Annotated in this window: 15 protein-coding genes; 6 read left to right on the top strand and 9 right to left on the bottom strand. The window is 33.8% G+C overall.

The window, feature by feature from the left end; translation table 11 throughout:
- Nucleotides 1-249: 249 nt before the first annotated feature.
- From HN014_RS18100 to HN014_RS18080, 5 genes are all read right to left on the bottom strand, one after another.
- On the bottom strand, nucleotides 250-1,968 hold the full coding sequence (locus tag HN014_RS18100) for a S41 family peptidase (RefSeq protein WP_176030255.1): 1,719 nt from the start codon (nucleotides 1,966-1,968) through the stop codon (nucleotides 250-252).
- Nucleotides 1,969-2,052: 84 nt separating this feature from the next.
- Nucleotides 2,053-3,111: a helix-turn-helix domain-containing protein gene (locus tag HN014_RS18095; RefSeq protein WP_176030254.1), complete on the bottom strand. Its 1,059-nt coding sequence runs from the start codon at nucleotides 3,109-3,111 to the stop codon at nucleotides 2,053-2,055.
- A 104-nt stretch (nucleotides 3,112-3,215) separates the two neighbouring features.
- On the bottom strand, nucleotides 3,216-3,620 hold the full coding sequence (locus HN014_RS18090) for a hypothetical protein (protein ID WP_176030253.1): 405 nt from the start codon (nucleotides 3,618-3,620) through the stop codon (nucleotides 3,216-3,218).
- Between the two features lie 231 nt (nucleotides 3,621-3,851).
- Nucleotides 3,852-5,780, bottom strand: a complete 1,929-nt coding sequence (locus tag HN014_RS18085) for a hypothetical protein (protein WP_176030252.1) — start codon at nucleotides 5,778-5,780, stop codon at nucleotides 3,852-3,854.
- Between the two features lie 219 nt (nucleotides 5,781-5,999).
- Complete coding sequence (locus tag HN014_RS18080) at nucleotides 6,000-6,716, bottom strand: sugar isomerase domain-containing protein (protein ID WP_176030251.1); 717 nt, start codon at nucleotides 6,714-6,716, stop codon at nucleotides 6,000-6,002.
- A gap of 114 nt (nucleotides 6,717-6,830) precedes the next feature.
- Here HN014_RS18080 and HN014_RS18075 point away from each other — a divergent pair, with 114 nt between their 5' ends.
- A complete protein-coding gene (locus HN014_RS18075; RefSeq protein WP_176030250.1) occupies nucleotides 6,831-7,679 on the top strand; it encodes an AraC family transcriptional regulator in 849 nt (282 codons plus the stop codon).
- A gap of 4 nt (nucleotides 7,680-7,683) precedes the next feature.
- Here the strand turns inward: HN014_RS18075 and HN014_RS18070 are convergent, their stop codons facing one another.
- A complete protein-coding gene (locus HN014_RS18070) occupies nucleotides 7,684-8,955 on the bottom strand; it encodes an FAD-binding oxidoreductase (RefSeq protein WP_176030249.1) in 1,272 nt (423 codons plus the stop codon).
- A 200-nt stretch (nucleotides 8,956-9,155) separates the two neighbouring features.
- On the opposite strand from HN014_RS18070, the gene HN014_RS18065 reads away from it, so the two are divergent.
- Nucleotides 9,156-10,127 carry an AraC family transcriptional regulator gene (locus HN014_RS18065; RefSeq protein ID WP_176030248.1) on the top strand — a complete coding sequence of 324 codons (972 nt, stop codon included), beginning with the start codon at nucleotides 9,156-9,158 and terminating at the stop codon, nucleotides 10,125-10,127.
- On the opposite strand, the gene HN014_RS18060 is transcribed toward HN014_RS18065, so the two are convergent.
- The 3 genes from HN014_RS18060 to HN014_RS18050 all read right to left on the bottom strand — a co-directional run bounded on the left by HN014_RS18060 (nucleotide 10,109) and on the right by HN014_RS18050 (nucleotide 14,335).
- Nucleotides 10,109-11,014, bottom strand: coding sequence for a hypothetical protein (locus HN014_RS18060; RefSeq protein ID WP_176030247.1), 906 nt, complete (start codon nucleotides 11,012-11,014; stop codon nucleotides 10,109-10,111). The two genes, HN014_RS18065 and HN014_RS18060, sit on opposite strands and share 19 nt — an antisense overlap.
- 6 nt (nucleotides 11,015-11,020) lie before the next feature.
- The gene (locus HN014_RS18055) at nucleotides 11,021-12,067 is read right to left on the bottom strand and encodes a hypothetical protein (protein ID WP_176030246.1); all 1,047 of its coding nucleotides are present in this window, start codon (nucleotides 12,065-12,067) and stop codon (nucleotides 11,021-11,023) included.
- 87 nt (nucleotides 12,068-12,154) lie between these two features.
- Nucleotides 12,155-14,335 carry a DUF5916 domain-containing protein gene (locus HN014_RS18050; protein WP_176030245.1) on the bottom strand — a complete coding sequence of 727 codons (2,181 nt, stop codon included), beginning with the start codon at nucleotides 14,333-14,335 and terminating at the stop codon, nucleotides 12,155-12,157.
- A 236-nt stretch (nucleotides 14,336-14,571) separates the two neighbouring features.
- Between HN014_RS18050 and HN014_RS18045 the strand changes: the two genes are divergently transcribed.
- From HN014_RS18045 to HN014_RS18030, 4 genes are all read left to right on the top strand, one after another.
- Nucleotides 14,572-15,645 (top strand): sensor histidine kinase, encoded by a 1,074-nt coding sequence (locus tag HN014_RS18045; RefSeq protein WP_176030244.1) that lies wholly within the window; start codon nucleotides 14,572-14,574, stop codon nucleotides 15,643-15,645.
- Nucleotides 15,642-16,343, top strand: a complete 702-nt coding sequence (locus tag HN014_RS18040; RefSeq protein WP_176030243.1) for a LytTR family DNA-binding domain-containing protein — start codon at nucleotides 15,642-15,644, stop codon at nucleotides 16,341-16,343. Before HN014_RS18045 ends, HN014_RS18040 begins: the two co-directional genes overlap by 4 nt.
- An 80-nt stretch (nucleotides 16,344-16,423) precedes the next feature.
- Complete coding sequence (locus HN014_RS18035; RefSeq protein ID WP_176030242.1) at nucleotides 16,424-17,323, top strand: DMT family transporter; 900 nt, start codon at nucleotides 16,424-16,426, stop codon at nucleotides 17,321-17,323.
- 116 nt (nucleotides 17,324-17,439) lie between these two features.
- Nucleotides 17,440-18,276 (top strand): hypothetical protein, encoded by an 837-nt coding sequence (locus HN014_RS18030; RefSeq protein ID WP_176030241.1) that lies wholly within the window; start codon nucleotides 17,440-17,442, stop codon nucleotides 18,274-18,276.
- The last annotated feature ends 8 nt before the right edge of the window (nucleotides 18,277-18,284 follow it).

The following is an 18,284-nucleotide window of genomic DNA, read 5'->3' as shown; positions in this document are numbered from 1 at the left end:
TAGAAAAGTATAGCAAAAGCCACGAAAAAAGACGCTTATGTTCGATTTTCGGATGTTTCTAAAGTACAAAAAATAAAAAAAGAAATAGCATCTCTGAACTCGCATTAACTATTTGGCCCCACCAATTAGGAAAAAAAGACAAGGTTACAATATTACATATTGTACATAAGAAATAAGCATAACTGTCAGTAATCAAAAAAAGATGCCCTCTAAGATTGAGAGGACATCAGATCATATGGTCTTGATATGTTAGTTGGATTTTCTGATCAGTTCTAATGTATATTCCATAACAGTATCTTTATTATCTAAATAATCTTCAATAGACTGAAATACCGGATAATCCGGAAGAATGCCTTTATCATCGGGATACGAAGTAGCCGTAGTAACATAGGTATTTCTGGCGACCGAAAATTGAATTCCAGTATTGGATAATCGCAATCGTTTTTGCCCCCCGGTACAAAATTGGTTAGCTCCTAACTCCTCTCCTACCAATGTGGCCAATTTCAACTTTTTGACCAAAGAGATCACATGTCCTGTGGTAGAGTTTCCATTCCCATCCATTGTTATATATATACGACCTGAGAATGCATTCTCTTTTAGCTGATTCTCCTCTAATTTTTCATTGAACTGAGATTTAGAGAAATAGGTAAAAGGTTGCTTGGATATATATTGTAAAAAAAGAATCCCAGCATCAGAAGGTCCTCCTCCATTTCCTCTAAGATCAATAATTAAATCACTACTATTTTTTTCTTTTAATTCCTTAAAACTAGTATCCATAAAGGTTTTGAATTCCGGAAATTTATTTCCATAATAAGCAAAACTGCGAATACGCATTCTGGTTACTTTTCCTCCTTCAATATATTCCAGACAAAGAGGGGCTGAACATGATGCATTCACCATAGAGGATTCAAAGTTATTGGTGTATTCTTCTAATGGAACTAATGCAATTGGTGTTTTACTACCTTTAACCGTTACCTGATATGTTTTTGGAAAGGATAATGCATATGCTATGATGGCTGTAGAATGGGCATTAAAAAAGTTCTTTTTATACGTTTGAATTGCTCCCTGAGAAGAAATATGCTTATATATCTTTTCTTTAATCGTATCAAAAGGAATACCATTAATACGTACTATTTCTTGTTTGACTTCAATCTTATCTTTGTTAGCCAACGGATTTGAAACATAGGCTTTGTCATCAATGATTCTTAGTTCCATAGGAAAACGAAGCTCCATGGGAATCATATTTCGTTCTTGATGAAAGTATCCCATTGAAGTATGACCACAATTAATACTGGCTATAATCTCACTGCACAGCCAAATGAATTCACTAAAAGTTGTCTGTGGTGTAATAGTCTTTTTCTGAGCCTCTACTCCCTCCCAAAATGCTTGTTTACTGATAAATTTATATACATTCGGATGTATTTCGGTTAAACGACGGGCTAATTCATCAAGATCATTGATATATTGAGTAACCGAATAAGTTTTATGAAATCGGGTCGCATCATAATCTGCGTATTTGGTTTTATTAATGACATCTTCTGCATGAATATTCTTAGGGTTTAATGCGAGAGATTTTTCGTAATTCTTAATTCCCAAAAGAATATTACCATCTGCTAAATAGGCTTCCCCCAAGCTGTCATAAGGATTATAGGCGTCCGGAAATTCTGCTACCAAAAGTTTAAAAATTTCTATAGCTTCTTTTATTTTTCCGTTATTCAAAAACTGATACCCTAATTTATTGAGCTCCATCTCATCATCAAAATTATATGCTTCTGGATGTTGCTCTTTAAGGGTATGATACTGCGTGATCATTTCTGAAACTGAAGCATTGGGTAAAATGGCTAATGCTTCGGCAATAGATTTTTTAGTTTCCTGAGGAGTTGCTTTCTTGTTTTGAGAAATACAACTACTCATACAAATGAATAAACATATACTCAAAAATGATCGGATCTTGTTGTATCGATTCATAACTGTTGTTTTAAAATTGATACTGCAAAAAAACAAGGCTTTTGCTAAAAAAGACTCACAAATACCCCTCGTTTTTGTTCAGATTTATAATTCTGAACGCAAAAACTGATCCCTATATACAGAAGGTGTCATCCCTACAACTCGTTTAAAACTGTTGTAAAATGTTGATTTAGAATTAAAACCAGACTCCTTTCCGATGGCTTCCAGGGTATACTTGGTATTTTCTTTAATTAACCGCTTTGCTTCTTCAACTCTATAGGCATTGATAAAGGCAGCAAAACTTTTGTCTAGATTATCATTTAATAATTGTGAGAATTGATGTGTTGATATGCCTAATTGCATTGCAATATCCGAAGATTTTAACCCTGAATTCTTATATAATTGCTGATCGGTCATTATACTAGTAAGCGTGGTGATCAATGTGGATGCTGTTTCGTCTTCTATTTTCTTTTTGTTATACTTACTATTGGGTTCAAAAATATGATTGCGTTCCTTTTTCCTCTTTAAAAGAAATAGATAAAACATATAAAATAAAACTGAAAAAACAATTGAGCCAACTACAAAATAGGTATAACTAATAAAAAAATAAATGATCCATTGTATGTAAACAGCAATTAATAAGCTCCCCAGCCACCAGTGAATGCTACGGTTTTTTTCTCGAGCTGCTTCAGTATCTTTCCGCAGGTGTTTTATATATGATATGGTGGCGATAAGTACATATATAGCCCACTGTATATTGATTGCTTTTAGAATGTATTTTTTATAAAAAATAGGATCGCTTCTAAAAGGAAAAATAATATGCATACTAATAGCCACGAGTACCCAACATAGAATATGATATTTCCAATAAGTAATGATAGAACTTTCGGGGCGTATCACAGATATGATGTATAGAAAGAAAAAGGGACCTATACATAAAAATGTAACGGGACCAAAGGTAGAATAGGCATTGGGACTAATCTCACTAAAAAAATAAATTAAAGAACGCAATGCACGCTCGCTGATAAATAATAGAAACCACCCAAATAAGACATTCGAAATTTGTTTTGGTTTTTTAAACAATAAGAAATAGAAACTGATCAGGAAACTATTAAAGATTCCGATAGCTCCAAAAAAAAATAAAAAAAGCGAAGAGAAAGCCATATTTCTTTTAGAAATTAAATATACGCCCAGAAGGTTAATAAATAAATTGTATTTAGGATTTTATCTTTGACAAAGCAAGTTCTCTAGATCTAGTACGTAACGAATTATACAATATCCGGAGCGACAAATTCTGTTCGTGCTTTCGCTACTGTAAAAATATCATTGGTATAATGACTCCGAACCAATGCCTTAAAATCTGTTTTTAATTGAGGGGATTCATTTATAAAATCCTGAAAATTATCAGTATTGGACTGTTTCATAAAGTGATCTACTGCCCGGATAGCCATAATTGTAATTGTAACATGGTATTTATCCATAGCCCCTACATATGCTACAAAGTCTTGTAGTTGTTTTTGGATATTTTCTTCTGCCTTTGCAAGACCATATTTTTTAATATGAATCCAAGCCAGTCTAAGATGTGCTTCATGACTAAACAATGAGGGATCTAAGGAACAAGTGGCAAACTGTCTTTCGAATTCTTGATTACTGAGGTGACTATGTGCTTCCATTCTTCTTATTTTCGGATCGATAATATAGTTATAAAAATTTGTTTTTTATATATCGATGGTCTTTGAGTATATCCATAAGGCATTCAAAGGAAATTATCATAAAATAATACGACACAAGTGCGGAGCATTTATACCTCAGTTCATGAGTATACGTAAAAAGAGGGCGGTAACCGCCCTCTTTTTATATATGATCTGTATATCTTGTTCACAGCTATCTGAAGCTGATCTATTTTAAGATCGTATTTCTAAAGTAAACGGGATTTTATACCCATCAATGATTACATATCCATCTTTGTACTTAGTAGCCTTACTGGCATTATCATCCGATAATTGACCTGTGAGAATAGATGTCGGGTTCGTAAAATAATTTCCAACTTCTAATTGATCTACATGTAGTACCAAATTATCAATAGATACCGTTTCTATATTTTCACTAAAAGAAATTCTTACTTGCTTATGTAGCGGTTGAGAAGCATTATAATACAGTACTGCTTCTGTAATTGTAATAGAAGGGTGCTCAGAAGCTGGTTGTTCAATAGCTACATTAATGGAAGTAGGAAGTGATTGTCCGATATTATTTCTGAAACCTACTCTATAAGGGTCTCCACTCTGCATAGTAGCAGGAGTTGTAAAACTGATTTGCTGAGATGAAGTACTAGTAGCATGTAAAGAGTAATAAATACTAGGCTCTGAAATATTGAATAGGGATAAATTACTATCAATAGGAACAATATTACTGAATTCAGCATCTACATATAAGTTTTCTCCTTGCAGGGTGATTACTTCTCCTTTTATATAGCTTGCTTTATCAGTACTTGTAATTGACGGAGCCCCAGGAATAATTACCTCAATCGGATTTTTCTGATCATTTATAAACGGAAATTCATGTTTCACCCCATCTATTTCAATAACAAAGGTATAATCACTACCATCGGTTGCTCCCTGAGTACCTAAATCTTGTATCATTGTAAAATATGCTTCTGGAAAATGCATATCATGTCCTCTGGAAGTGATACTGTATTCGTTTCCGTTTTGCTTTAAATAAAACTTATAAGCATCAAATCGGGCCTCTTCTACATACAGTTGGGCGGTAAAATCATTTACCTGAACAGCTCCATTTTCTTCCATAGAAAATAACTTTTTAATCGTAAATGAATCTCCGTTGTTAAATTCTTGTTTTACATGTACAAAATTAGGAGTTCCTTTATCTAATCGGAATCCATCACTAAGATCACTGTTATCAGCCTCAATGGATATCTCTATTTGATAATTACTATTCGTGTACGTATCTGGTAATTGAGACGTAATGGTATATTTAGTATCATCGACTTCCTTGATATCTTGTATCGGCAATGCTATTTTAGATTGTGTAACCATATCTACAAGATATAATTGAATACGATCTTGTATTGGATTTACTTCATTGACATCAAACTGAATCAAATCTCCTGGTTTTTTATCTCTGAAAGAATCTATATGAAATCCTTCAATCTTTATTTTATCAAGACTGTTATCCACCATTACCAAATAATCTTTGGTTTCTCCATTCTGTGCAGTAACCGTATATTTTACAGGAGTAGAATAATCTAATTCCTCTCCAGAAGCAGGAACAATTGTTGCAGTCTCATTGATAGAAATTCGCGATTTTAATCCTTCTATTGGAGATAAATAGGGCACCTTAAAACTCAAAGTGTCGATATCTGAAGGGTCTTGCCCCCGGAACCCATATCCATTACTGGTGGTATTTCCTGCTAAATTGATAAATTCAAACAAATGGATTTTATTATCTGAGCTGGGATCCTCAAGGGAAACTCGAATTGTAAATTTTTTGGTATCTCCATTTTCTGCAGTCACAGTATAGGTTACCGGATTGGTGAAATCCTGAGGAGTTCCTGAAGCAGGCTTAACTGTAGCTTTATCAGATATCTCGATTGTTGGAGTCAACTTCGTAACATCCGTAAATGCCGGTAACAAAATAGAAGCCTCCCTATTTTCGAAAGATAGAGGAGTCGTTACCTCATTAATTGTAAATAAAAAAGAAATGATATCATTCTGATTACTTAAAGGGGGGTCTACAACAGTAGCATCATCTCCAGAACATGAAACATACCCCAGTACAGAAGTAAGGGTACATAAAAAGATAAAAATATTTTTTTTCATAAAAATGTTGATAGGGGTTTAAAAAAATCCTCGCGAAATTATAAAAAATCATTCGCTCGCCAAAATATACAGCATTATAACTCTCATTATAACAACTATATACTGTTTTTTTTAATCTATTATTCCCTATTTAATGTCATAACTATAACATATGTTACCAATATGTCTTAAAAATATAATATAGATGTATGATTCCTCCCTTCATATTATTACAGTATTTTATAAATGTGGTATTCTTGATTCGAATTGTTTATAAATCCGATCATTATCAGTATGATCGATATTTTGACTCTGGTAGATCGTTACAGGAATATTTTGTTGATGGCATTCTTTGATCGCTTCAGTTACAATCGTATTAACAATCACCATTCCCATAATGGAAGACACTGGGCCGAATAATTCATTATTCATATGCATAACTCCATCTCCAGAAGGAACGCAATTATCGATTACAATATCAGCCAATTGATATAATTTTTGCCCGCTCTTGTGCCTGGAATTATATTTTTTGGATTGTTCTAAGGAAGTAATTGCTATAATTTTTACGCCTGCAGCTTTTGCGATTTGTGCCATCTCTATTGGAATTGCATTTCTTCCTGAATTGGAAATAATAATCAACACATCTGAAGTCTCTATATTATACTTATCCCATAATATGGATGCCAGACCACTTACCTGCTCTATTGCTGCCGATCTTCTTGCTCCGTTACTTAATAATAGTAGCTCATCCAGCATTGCACTTACATTCGCAATACCAGAAGCCCTACCGAATAACTCCATAGCGATCATCTGAGAATGTCCAGTCCCCAGTGTATGGATAATTCGATCTTCTTTTATTGCTTTTGTTAATACAGTAGCTGCTGCTTTAATAGATTCTTCCTGATCTGATCTCAAATGGTCTATCAATCTTTGTACTTGATCAATGTATTCAAACATAGGTAGGTATTCATGGTTACTAATAATAACAAATATGCTGGGATTTTATTGATAAATTATATGCTTAATTGTCTTTTTTATTATCTGAATTGTCTTATTGCTTATATTTAGCTTATGAATAGAGCTTATCTAGAAAATATTACTCCTAATTTATCTTCTTCCATTTATTATACGCATCAAAAAGAAGAGGAGGCTCTCCCGGATAATTACTGGCATTTTCATGATATGTACGAATTGGTTTTTATCCCTTTCGGGACTGGCAAGCGATTTATCAATAATCATGTCAGCCATTATGAAAATGGGGATCTCGTTTTATTACCTCCTTATATTCCGCATAATACATTGTATAAGGAATATCAGGGAGCACGTAAATTTGAGCAATATGTCATTCTCTTTGATATTCGCAGTTTTCAGAAAATAGCGGCAGGATTTAAAGAGTTTGAGACGATCCATCGTTTTTTATATACAATTGATTCTGCCATCGTTTTTGACACAAGCACAAAACAAACAATTGGCTCATTAATGGAACAAATGAAATCGGTAACTCATTTTGAGCGCATCATATTTTTTTTCAAAATAATGCATATTCTTAGCGCATCAACTCATATTCCATTAGCGGGGGAATACAAAACTACTAGTTCTAAAAATGCTCCTATATTGCATCAAATCAAAAACTATATAGCTGTACATTATAAAAAGAACCTTTCTTCTTCGGCAATGGCATTGAAAATAGGAATGACTCCTTCTTCTTTTTGCAGGTATATCAAGAAAACAACCGGTAAAACATATAAAGAACTAATTCTGGAAGCACGACTACAACATGCTTGTTATTTATTAAAAGAATCTTCTATGACTATTGAGAACATTGCTACTGAAAGTGGATTTGTTTCAATCCCATTGTTTTATAAAAAATTTAAATCTTTACTACAGTTAACCCCTGCACAATACCGAAATGAGATTTAGTGTGTTATAATTGACCATCACTCATACTGAGTTTCATTTCTCTGATCATGGAAGAGTTATGATATCGACTGGGGTGAAAATAATCACTATATACTGGCAGTGATGTCTCACCTAACACATGATTGGCACATAACTCCCCTGCTCCACAGGCTGTCATCGTACCAAAACCTGCTAGTGCTCCTACTACAAATACATTGGTTCTCTCTGTTGGACCAATTAAGGGCCAGTTTTCCTCGGTTCGGGTATAATATCCGGAATATTGTGTCAGAGGTGTTGGTAATTGATTTTCATATTCGGATAATGCAGGTATAAAACGACTGGCTCCCTTTAGTACTACATTTGGAAAATGCGAAAATGTATACTGAGGAGTCCAATGAGGGTGTTCTTTTCTCGTTTGGAATGCCCATCCCATTTTAATACGCCCTCCTCCATCTGGTTTGATATGTAGTCCTCCCGGAAATTTCTGCAATAACCACTTAAATTGTTCTTCAGCAGAAAAAAAACGTTTTTCTTCATCTGTCCAGCTAAGGTGTTGCGCGTCTGCATAAATAGTAAATGGCATATCTTCAGGAATGCAATGATATGGATCGGGAATCACAAACTTATGTTGCATTGTATTGGATATTGGAAAGCTCATGCCTAACATAGCTGCTATATGGTTGATAAATGGTCCTGCTGCAATGATAATTTTATCAGTTGCAATGACTTCATTTGTATCTAAATGGATATCATATGTTCCGCGTGTTTTAACGATACGCTGTATTTCGCCCGAATAAAATACCCCTCCCTTTTTTTTGATTTCTTTGATCAGCAGACTTCCCATCGCATATACATCTATAGCACCTGCATTGACAATAGTTACAACTTTTTCTATTCCGGAATCCAGATATGAGTGACGGTTCTTTATTTCTTTCTGATCGGTCAGCAATTGTACATGATTTTTCGCATGGTTCTTACCACTAGCATCAAAAATCGGGGCATCTCGATGATGGGATACAAACTGATATCCCGTTTTTTTCATTTCAAATGAAGCTTCTCCATGGGTTTCTAACAATGATTCCATCAGTGCAATGCTCCTATTGCAGAGTAATCGCATGCATTCTTGTGGCCAATAATCTCGAAAGTTTTCTCCGGATTTACTGGTCGTAAAGGAAAGAGGTTGTTGTTTATCTATTAGTAAAACTTCCAGGTTTATACTTTTTTGCAATAAATAATAAGCAGTGGCTACTCCTGCAATTCCTGCTCCGCAAATCGTTATTCGTTCTTTTTTTGTCATTGATATAATACGATTACATTTGGTTAATTTTCTTTGAAATAAGATACTTTTCTCTTACAAAGATATTGTTGAGATAAACTTATAGTATTTTATGAAATCGTATTGTGCACATCTTGCTAAATATCACCAATAGAACAGCTTTCTTATAGAAATCCTAAGAAACGTATTATATTTGATCGTATCTCAGTGTTATCAATACAATGAAAAAATCACAAGTACAAGTATGTCCTTTTTGTCAGAGCATGCATAGTGCCTTAGAGGATGAAGTATATTGTTCTAAGTCAAATCTAAATGCAGATATCATAAAAAGTAATGCTTTTTATTATAAAAGCAATAAGCTCTTTTCTGGAAAACATATAGGGAGACTTACTGTAAAAATGGTATTCAATGGTTATCAATACCTAAAACTCGGTAAACATGATACCATGCTTACCGATAGAAATTACCTGATCATTAATCCCGGACAAGAATGGAATAGTGAGATAGATTCAGAAAAAGAAGTAGAGGGATTGACCATAGCTTTTCACCCTACACTCTGTAAGCAATTTATATATGCTTCTAAGACCAGTACCAGGGCATTACTCGATAACCCATATAATATGGCTGCTGAGTCTCTTACTTTTTTCGAACATACATATGAAAATGATCTCTTTCTCAGACAATTGTTTTTACAGTTTAAAAAAGGAATTCTTCGACAGACTAATGATGCATTGTTTTTTAAGGAACTAAAGTTTACATTGTTAGAAGCTCTTTTTCATAAACATTTACATACCGGACTAATACACAACAGGATTCCTGTCAAGAACAGCTCGCTACAAAAGGAATTATTCAAGCGACTAGGCATCGCTAAGGATTATATACTCGCTAATATAGAAAAAGACCTCTTACTGGATGATATTGGATATACGGCAGCCTTGTCTTCTTTTCATTTTTTGAGATTATTTAAAGCTGTTTATAAGAAAACTCCCCATCAGTTTATTATGCAGGAACGGTTAAAAAAAGCTTGTTACTTATTAAAGAATTCTTCCAAAACAATTGATGAGATTTCCATAGCTAGTGGATATAAAAATCACAGTGCCTTTAGCCGAAATTTTAAACGACATACCGGACTAACACCTCTTTCTTTTCGTCTTTATGGTTCTTCTTATTCCTTTCAATCATCTAACCAGTGAATAATATTGAGTAGTAATTTGTAATTTTGATGTGCTGTTTCTGCATTCATTCCTATTTTTCTGCGTTGAGGACCTGCCAATTGTGCAGTAAACATTGCAGCCTCACCAAAGACAACAATTTTTCCCTTTTTGAAATTCATATAGGCCCCCTGAGATAATTTTTCTGCAGAAAATTTCCGGGTTTGATCATTAAAAACCCACATTGTATCTGCCATAAATACTTGTTGTTCCTTTGTTAGATCTAAAATAGAAGTTGCTTTTTGAGGTATTTTGAATCCTTGTCCTGTGAATGTCTGAATACTATCAATATGTGTATCAACAATAGAAGATAGTCTAAGCATTTTCTCTTTTTTTGTAAAATAAATACGTCCACTTCCCTCTTTATCAAAAACAAAACCGTCGTAAAACTGAAATCCAAATGCGCTGGCCAAATCTGCTGCAGCTCCGGCAAATGGCATATGATCAGCAATTAAAAACAGGTTTCCTCCAGTAGCTACCCATTTCTTTAAGGTTTTAATCTCTTTAGTCGAAAAGGCACTTTTAGTTGGACGAACAAATGGCGGATTTGCATCGTGATGTAGTGCATTGGAAATTACCAAAATATCGACATCAGATAATTTATCTATGGTAAATGTACCATCATAATCTGCTACCTGATAACCATCCTTTTTTAATATATGCGCAAAAGGGAGATATCTGTTGCTCCTAGTATGAAAATTACGGTGTCCACGATCGATATAAATGGTAGGACCATCATCTTGCTCATATTTTTTTGAACTGATTACAGGATCATAACTGGTATCAGGAAGTTGCTGTGTACTTCCTGTTATCCCGGATAACAACATACTTATCAATACAGCATAGGATCTAATCTTTATGTATATCATATCTTACTATTGTTTATTCGTATTTTCAATAACAAAATGTCGTGTTTTAATAAACTTAGAGGGGTCATCCTTATCATATTCAAAAACAATTCTAGTTGCACCTCTTATTTCTACGAACTCATTATTAATTCCGTAATGAGCAATTTCTGTCAAACTTCCCTGTTTATTAAAGGTATAGGTGTCATATGCTCTTCCCCTATCATCTAACATAATACGCCCCTTCAGGTCAATAGTTGCATATTTAATACAATTACCATTAGTGTCATATGTAACAACCCCTCCTGCACATGCTAAAAAAGAACCAATGACCGCTTCATTATTAGCGTTGTAAAATGTAAAACCAGTCAGGTTTAACGCTTCATCATAGACTGGTTTATCGATCGCAATTCCATTTTCTCCATTAAAATCGTTAATCAATTGCCTCTTATCATTGATATGATTCATCGATTGCAATATTCCTTCTTTATTGAACTTATACAGAGTGATCAAAAAATGATAATATGGTCTCATGGTTACGTAGGTCCCTTTGGTATCTTTTCTTTTTTCTACAATCGTATGATCATCTACATGTTCCCACTCATAAGTAGCTATATTCCAAGTGTTATTAACAAGTATTCCTTCTTCATCATAAAAATGAACCCCTGTACGCTGTCCCAAATCGTTATAGGTATATACTTCTTCATATACATTCATACTATTGCGACATTGCTTTCCTTTGGGATTATAAAAGGTTCTGATTTCTTTATTATCCTCATAACGTATTTTAGTTCTGGAATGTATATTCCTGAAACCATCCAGTATTCCTACTCTCCTCCTACTGATTAATGTATTTCCTATTCGATATTCTATCAACGTTAAACGACCGCGATTGTCATATGACATCTTGTAATGATTTTCTTTCATTGCCCGTTCTTTACTAATTGGTATTCTGCCAATGGTTGCTGAATACGGAGTTTCTCTAAAGACAAGATGTTTGTAATACTTCTCTTGAAATTCCTGAGCATACAGAGTCATGGCTAACACTACGAATAAAGTAGTAAGTATAAATTTCATAACTATTTGTTTTTTGATGATGAACAAATATAACTAATTAATTAGTTTTAACTAATAATTTAGTTATAAATATATTTTGATGTGAATTTATATGTCCAATCGATAATTAAGTTTTAATGCTACACCCCAGTTCTTTCTATGTATATGTTTATCAAAATTATCTGTTATTACTAAGTACAGATATGATAATGGTTTGTATTCCCATTGTAAACGACTGTTAATATTAAAGTTATTCAACTGTGTGTTGTACTGCACATAAGTTGTCCAATTAAATCGTTCTGAAAAGAAAACTTCTCCCGTAAATCTTGCCAAGTGGAAAGTTTGTTCTCCTAATGCCTTCAGGTCTATTTTATTGACTTCATATATCAACCTTAGTCTTGCTATAGGTAATAATCGGTATTCTATACGAGAAAATAAGCGGGATCGGGTTCCATTATAATACGATCCATGGCGTAATGATCCACCATATTGTACTTTTTTATTTCTTACAGAATTATATCCCGCTTGAAATGAAACATATCTATATACATCTGGCTGAATACTATTTCCATTTCGCAAAACATCAAATGCATATTGCAGATCATTATAATCATAAATCACGTTAAAATACATAGATGATAGATCTTTAAACCATAGTGCATTATTAAAAAAAGTAGAAGACTGAATCAATTTGCCATTTTCATTCCAATTCATCTCATTATCTAATAAGAGATAGCGATATGAATCAATGTGTTTTCTTTCTTTGGAGAAGTGTCGTAAGTCGGCTTTTACTCTCGCCTGTGTATAACCTTCCCTTACGACTACGTCATTGGTCGCATCATAATTAGTAAGCCTTGGTACAAATCCCACATCAGTGATGTAATTTCTACCAACTTTATGTACAGAAACATCAAAAGTAGTTTCTGCTGTACTATACCATACTCCCATATGATAGAATTCATTCTCCCCGGAGTACTCATTACCAAAACTCTTTCCATAATTGGCAAGTCCGGTCCACTTATTATTTGCAGACTTGTAATTAAGGTTAATTCCTGCTACTCTGTTATAATCATCTATTAGTCGCAAATTGTCCATTTCCTGCCGGTTGATGAGAAAGGCAGTACCTGTAAACGCATTAGAAATTTGATGCTGTGCCACAAAAGCGCCATAATTTTGAGAGGGAGTGATACTATCTTCTTCTTTGGTAATAACATCTAATACACCTATTCTGGTCTTTTTGGTCAGATTTCCTGAGATTTTCATTCCTGCTATAATATCGCTTAAAGCACCTACCCTTCTTGAATAGAACGGATTTACCGAATTAATTCCCAATCCAGAAAACAAATCACTGTTTTCTAAAAAGAAATTACGGCGTTCGGGAAAATTAATTGCAAATCGCGTCAGATTAGTTACTTGCTGATCTACATCTATTTGAGAAAAATCAGGATGTATCGTTGCATCTAATTTTAAAGAAGATGAGATATTATACTGTAGATCCAGGCTTGGCGTTATAGTTGTCTCTTTTGTATCTGTTGTTGTTTTCTCATGATGATCGACAGTTATCGACGGGATTAAAGTAATTCGGGAAGCGGAAGCACTTGCCAACTGATCTATTGTTAGCTGTTTAGAAAACCGAAGGTCGAATATCCGATAATTTCGATCCATATGGGTATAGGTTGTCCACTCATTTCTTTTGATATCCCGAACATGAAACATCACCCCCCAATTCGTATTTTCTTTTTTATAACCTAAAGATTTAAGGGGAATTTCGATTTCATATATTTTTTTATTCCCCTGTACACTGCTACTCCCCTTCCAGATGGTGTTCCAACTGGTATTCAGTCTAAAACTATCACCTGTTCTTTCAATCAAGGCATCAACCAATGCTCCTCCTCCATTTATAGCAAAATAATACCCACTTTGCTGTTGATTGTAAGTATCTAATGCCATTACGAAAGAATCACTCATGGCTATAGTATTCCAGTTGTCATCTCGTTTTAAAGAGCTTAATTGCACCTTAGGCGTTGTATCGTGGTATATCGCAGCTACAAAAAGAGAAGTTTCATTATAAAACATTTTTACTTCTGTTTGATTACTGGCAATCTTATTATTTTCTGGAAGGTAATTGGTAAAATTGGTATGAATGGGGAGCTTATTCCAAACTACTTCATCTAATTGCCCATCTATCGTTATTTCTTCCTCCAGAAAAGTAATCTGCGATTCCTGTGCAGATAGCCCATAACATATAAAAATACTGAATAAAAAAAATAGTGATCGTCTTGTATCCATTTAGTAAATATTATCGTTGTTTTATAAGGAACTCTTTCGTTTCTGTCGATAAATCTATACTGGATACTGACATGAAATTATAAAAATAGACCAATCGGGTTCTTTTGATATCAGAAGGTAAATTGACGTAGAAACCCTGTTTTGTCTACTATAAATCCCTATAAGGCATCGCGAAAACGAATTTAGGATACTAAACTGTCAAAGTCGATATTATAGTTGTAATTTAGCATGTCAATATGGACATTACTAAAAACTCTTTTTCCTTTTCAAATATTTCTTACCTGCGATATGCACTTTTCTGGGTATGTATTTTTTTGTATTTCTTTCTTACCACAGATATCATATATTATAATGCTGGGTACATTCAGATGTTTGAAAGTATTTTACTCATTGTAATAGGGCAATTTATGACGGCTCATATTACTCTTTTTATCCTAGCTCCTAAATTTCTGGATAAAAATAAATTACTTCATTTTTTTTGTTGGTTATTCGCTACACTTGTTGTAGTATTCGCTATATACGTGAGCATACGATCTTGTTATTACAACACTAAATACCTCGCTTTTTTTCCGGAAAGAAAACTAAAGTACATAACACAACCTTTATTAGAACAGCTGCTTAACTTTTCTACATTTATTAGTAAATGTATTAAGTTTATAACCCCAACCGCTATTTTACTAATGTATCGGTTTTATAAGAACCAACAGCAATTTCTAAAAATAAATGAGCAAAAGAAAATTGCGGAACTCGCTGTTTTAAAACAACAGTTAAACCCACATTTTTTATTTAATACATTAAATAATCTATATGCGTTGACGCTTAAGAAATCAGATCAGGCGCCTTTAATTATTGAAAAACTATCGAACATCCTGGACTATATGCTATATCGGTGCGGGGATAATTTTGTTCCTCTTCAAAAAGAAATTGAATTAATAGAGAATTATATTGTCCTGGAAAAAATACGGTATGGGAAGCGTGTTGAAATTTCTTTTGATAATCAGGTATCAGAAGCTGTAAAAATAGCGCCACTACTCCTTCTTACTTTCATTGAAAATGCGTTTAAACATGGGGTTACTCAAGAACTCAAACAGGCAGTAATCAAAATTGATTTGCGACTAGAAAACGATTTAATTGTATTTATTGTCAAAAACTCTAAACCATTAGAGAGTGTACAGAATACTGATAAGCAATCAATAGGTCTAAGTAATGTAAGGAAGCAATTAGAATTATTATATCCAGATGCGTATGAATTGGATATATCTAATGAAAAAGAACACTATACCATTATTCTAAAATTAGCCTCAAAATGAAATACAGCTGTATAATCGTTGATGATGAAGACTTAGCAAGAGAACTAATCGCTACTCACCTCGGACAATTGGATCAGTTCGAAATTATCGCCTCTTGCTCTAGTGCTATAGAAGCAAGTAAGGTATTACAGCAACATAATGTTGATCTTCTTTTTCTGGATATCGAAATGCCTGTATTAAAAGGTACCGATTTTTTCAAAAACTTACTTCATAAACCTAAAGTTATTTTTACCACTGCATATCGGGATTACGCCTTAGATGGTTTTGAACTAGATGCAATTGATTATCTACTAAAACCGATCGTGTTTCAACGTTTTTTCAAAGCAATAGAAAAATTTTTGGCTACCCAACAACCTACCGCTGTTCCTGCTCCAACAGTAACTGCTTCTTCTCAACACACACATGTCTATGTGCGTAAAAACAGAAAGCAGCTCAAAGTCATGTTGGATAACATATTGTATATAGAAAGCCTAAAAGACTACATTAAAATTCATACCACAGAGGAAAATCATGTGGTCAAATACGGAATTTCTTCTTTTGAAAAAGAATTGGATGCGCGTTTTATAAGAACTCATCGCTCATATATTGTCAATAGAGATAAGGTCACTGCTTATACTAAAAATGATATCGAGATTGGTACAATTGAGCTTCCTATAGGTGAATATTACAAAAAGAATATTTGTGATCTATTACACTAATCCGCTACGATAATCACTATATATCTTTTTAAAAAAAAGAAAGATTTGTTCAGGTCTATTAAAAAAGTATCTTCGCGCCCATGTGGATGTATTTAGGCTTATTATCGGCGTTATTTTTAGGACTTCATAACTTGTGTAAAAAACACGCTGTCCAAGGAAATGAGGTGTTTCCTGTATTATTAGGAACTTCTGGGGCAGGACTTTTGCTACTCTTACCGGTATTTATTATCTCCCGAGTGTCTCCAGAAAACATGCAGCAGATCAATCTCTATATAGCAGAGATTCCATGGGAAACACACTTTTACATTTTTATAAAATCTGCGATTATGGCGTCCTCTTGGGTTTTGGCATATCAAGCCCTGAAGCACTTGCCAATAACCATTGTTACTCCTATCAGGTCAGCAGGTCCTTTTTTTACCTTTATAGGAGCCATTCTACTCTATCAGGAACAGCCTAATTTCTGGCAATGGATCGGTTTTTTTCTTATTATTTTTTCTGTATTGCTTTATTCCAAAGTTGGAAAGAAAGAAGGAATTCATTTCAAGCGTAATAAATGGATATTTGCTATTATAGGTGCGACATTTCTAGGAGCTTCAAGTGGATTGTATGATAAGTTTTTGATTCAGTATCAAGCGCTTCCTCCTCAGACATTACAATTCTGGTTCTGCTGGTATGTAGTCCTTTTATTATTGATTATCTTAACCATTACCTGGTTTCCTTATAAAGAAAAAAGAACCGCCTTTATCTGGAAATGGAGTATTCCTGCAGTAGGGATTTTGCTTCAGACCGCTGATTATTTCTATTTCAGAGCCTTACAGGATCCAGAAGCATTAATCATGTTGCTATCCGCTATAAAACGAAGTCAAATATTGATTGCTGTTGTTATTGGAGGGCTTGTTTTTAAAGAAAAAAATAAGCGAAAAAAACTGATACCTCTCATCGGAATATTACTAGGGGTTGGTCTTATTCTATATGCTTAAAAAATACGATAAAAAAAGCCTTCAATTTATATAGGGGATTTGCAATTTTTATACGACATTCATTTGTAGAATAGATTCGTTTTTTAAAAATCAATTCGAATTATAATCAATACCATATGAATAAAATAAGTATTGCATTCATTGCAGTCATTTTTTCTTTTTTAGGGAGTACAACCTCCTATGCTCAACTTACTAAAAAAGAATTGCGAAAAACACGACCTACCTATATAAAAATAGGAACGGGCATCCAACGGTCTAATTTTAGAGATTTTGCTACTTCTCCCCTGTTTTATGCTGGAGGAGGGCTGGAATTATATATTTCGAGACTTCGTTTTGATGAGAAAAAAGAAGGAGAATATGGAATTCAATATTCCTTTGGATCTAATAGAGCTTCTTCGGGAACACATGAAACCTTTAGTACTGTTAGAACGGTTTCTTTGTACTATCGCCAATTATACCAAATCCCATCTATTTCTAATGATTTATGGAATTTTAAAGCTGGGGCAAGCCTAATGGCAACAGGAAACTACAGGTATAATCCATCTTTACAGAATAATAGTACTGGTCTAGAAGGAATCATTAATCTCTTTGGTAGTGTCAAGGTAACTCGGGATATTTCCAGAAACAGAACTAAAAGCGGGAAATTTCTTTTTATCCCATATACATTACTCCCCCGAAAAAAAGAACTCTCTTTTTTATTAAATACAGGAATTATAAACAGTTCCTATAGAAACTCTTATATCTATACCTCATTTAAAACCTTCGATCATGAATTCTCTTTCTTTTCTGGTTTTAGAATGAACACAGCACTGACTTATACATCGTATTTAAAAAATAAGAATGCGCTTCAATTCTCATATGTATGGGATGCTTACAAAACCGGGGGAGATCTTGACTCCTTAGAAATGGCTACTCATAGTATTCGCTTTGCTTTTTTGTTTAACACTAAATAAACCTGATC

Source organism: Aquimarina sp. TRL1, from assembly GCF_013365535.1.
Taxonomy (GTDB): Bacteria; Bacteroidota; Bacteroidia; order Flavobacteriales; family Flavobacteriaceae; genus Aquimarina; species Aquimarina hainanensis.
This window is presented reverse-complemented; position numbering and strand designations above follow the sequence as displayed.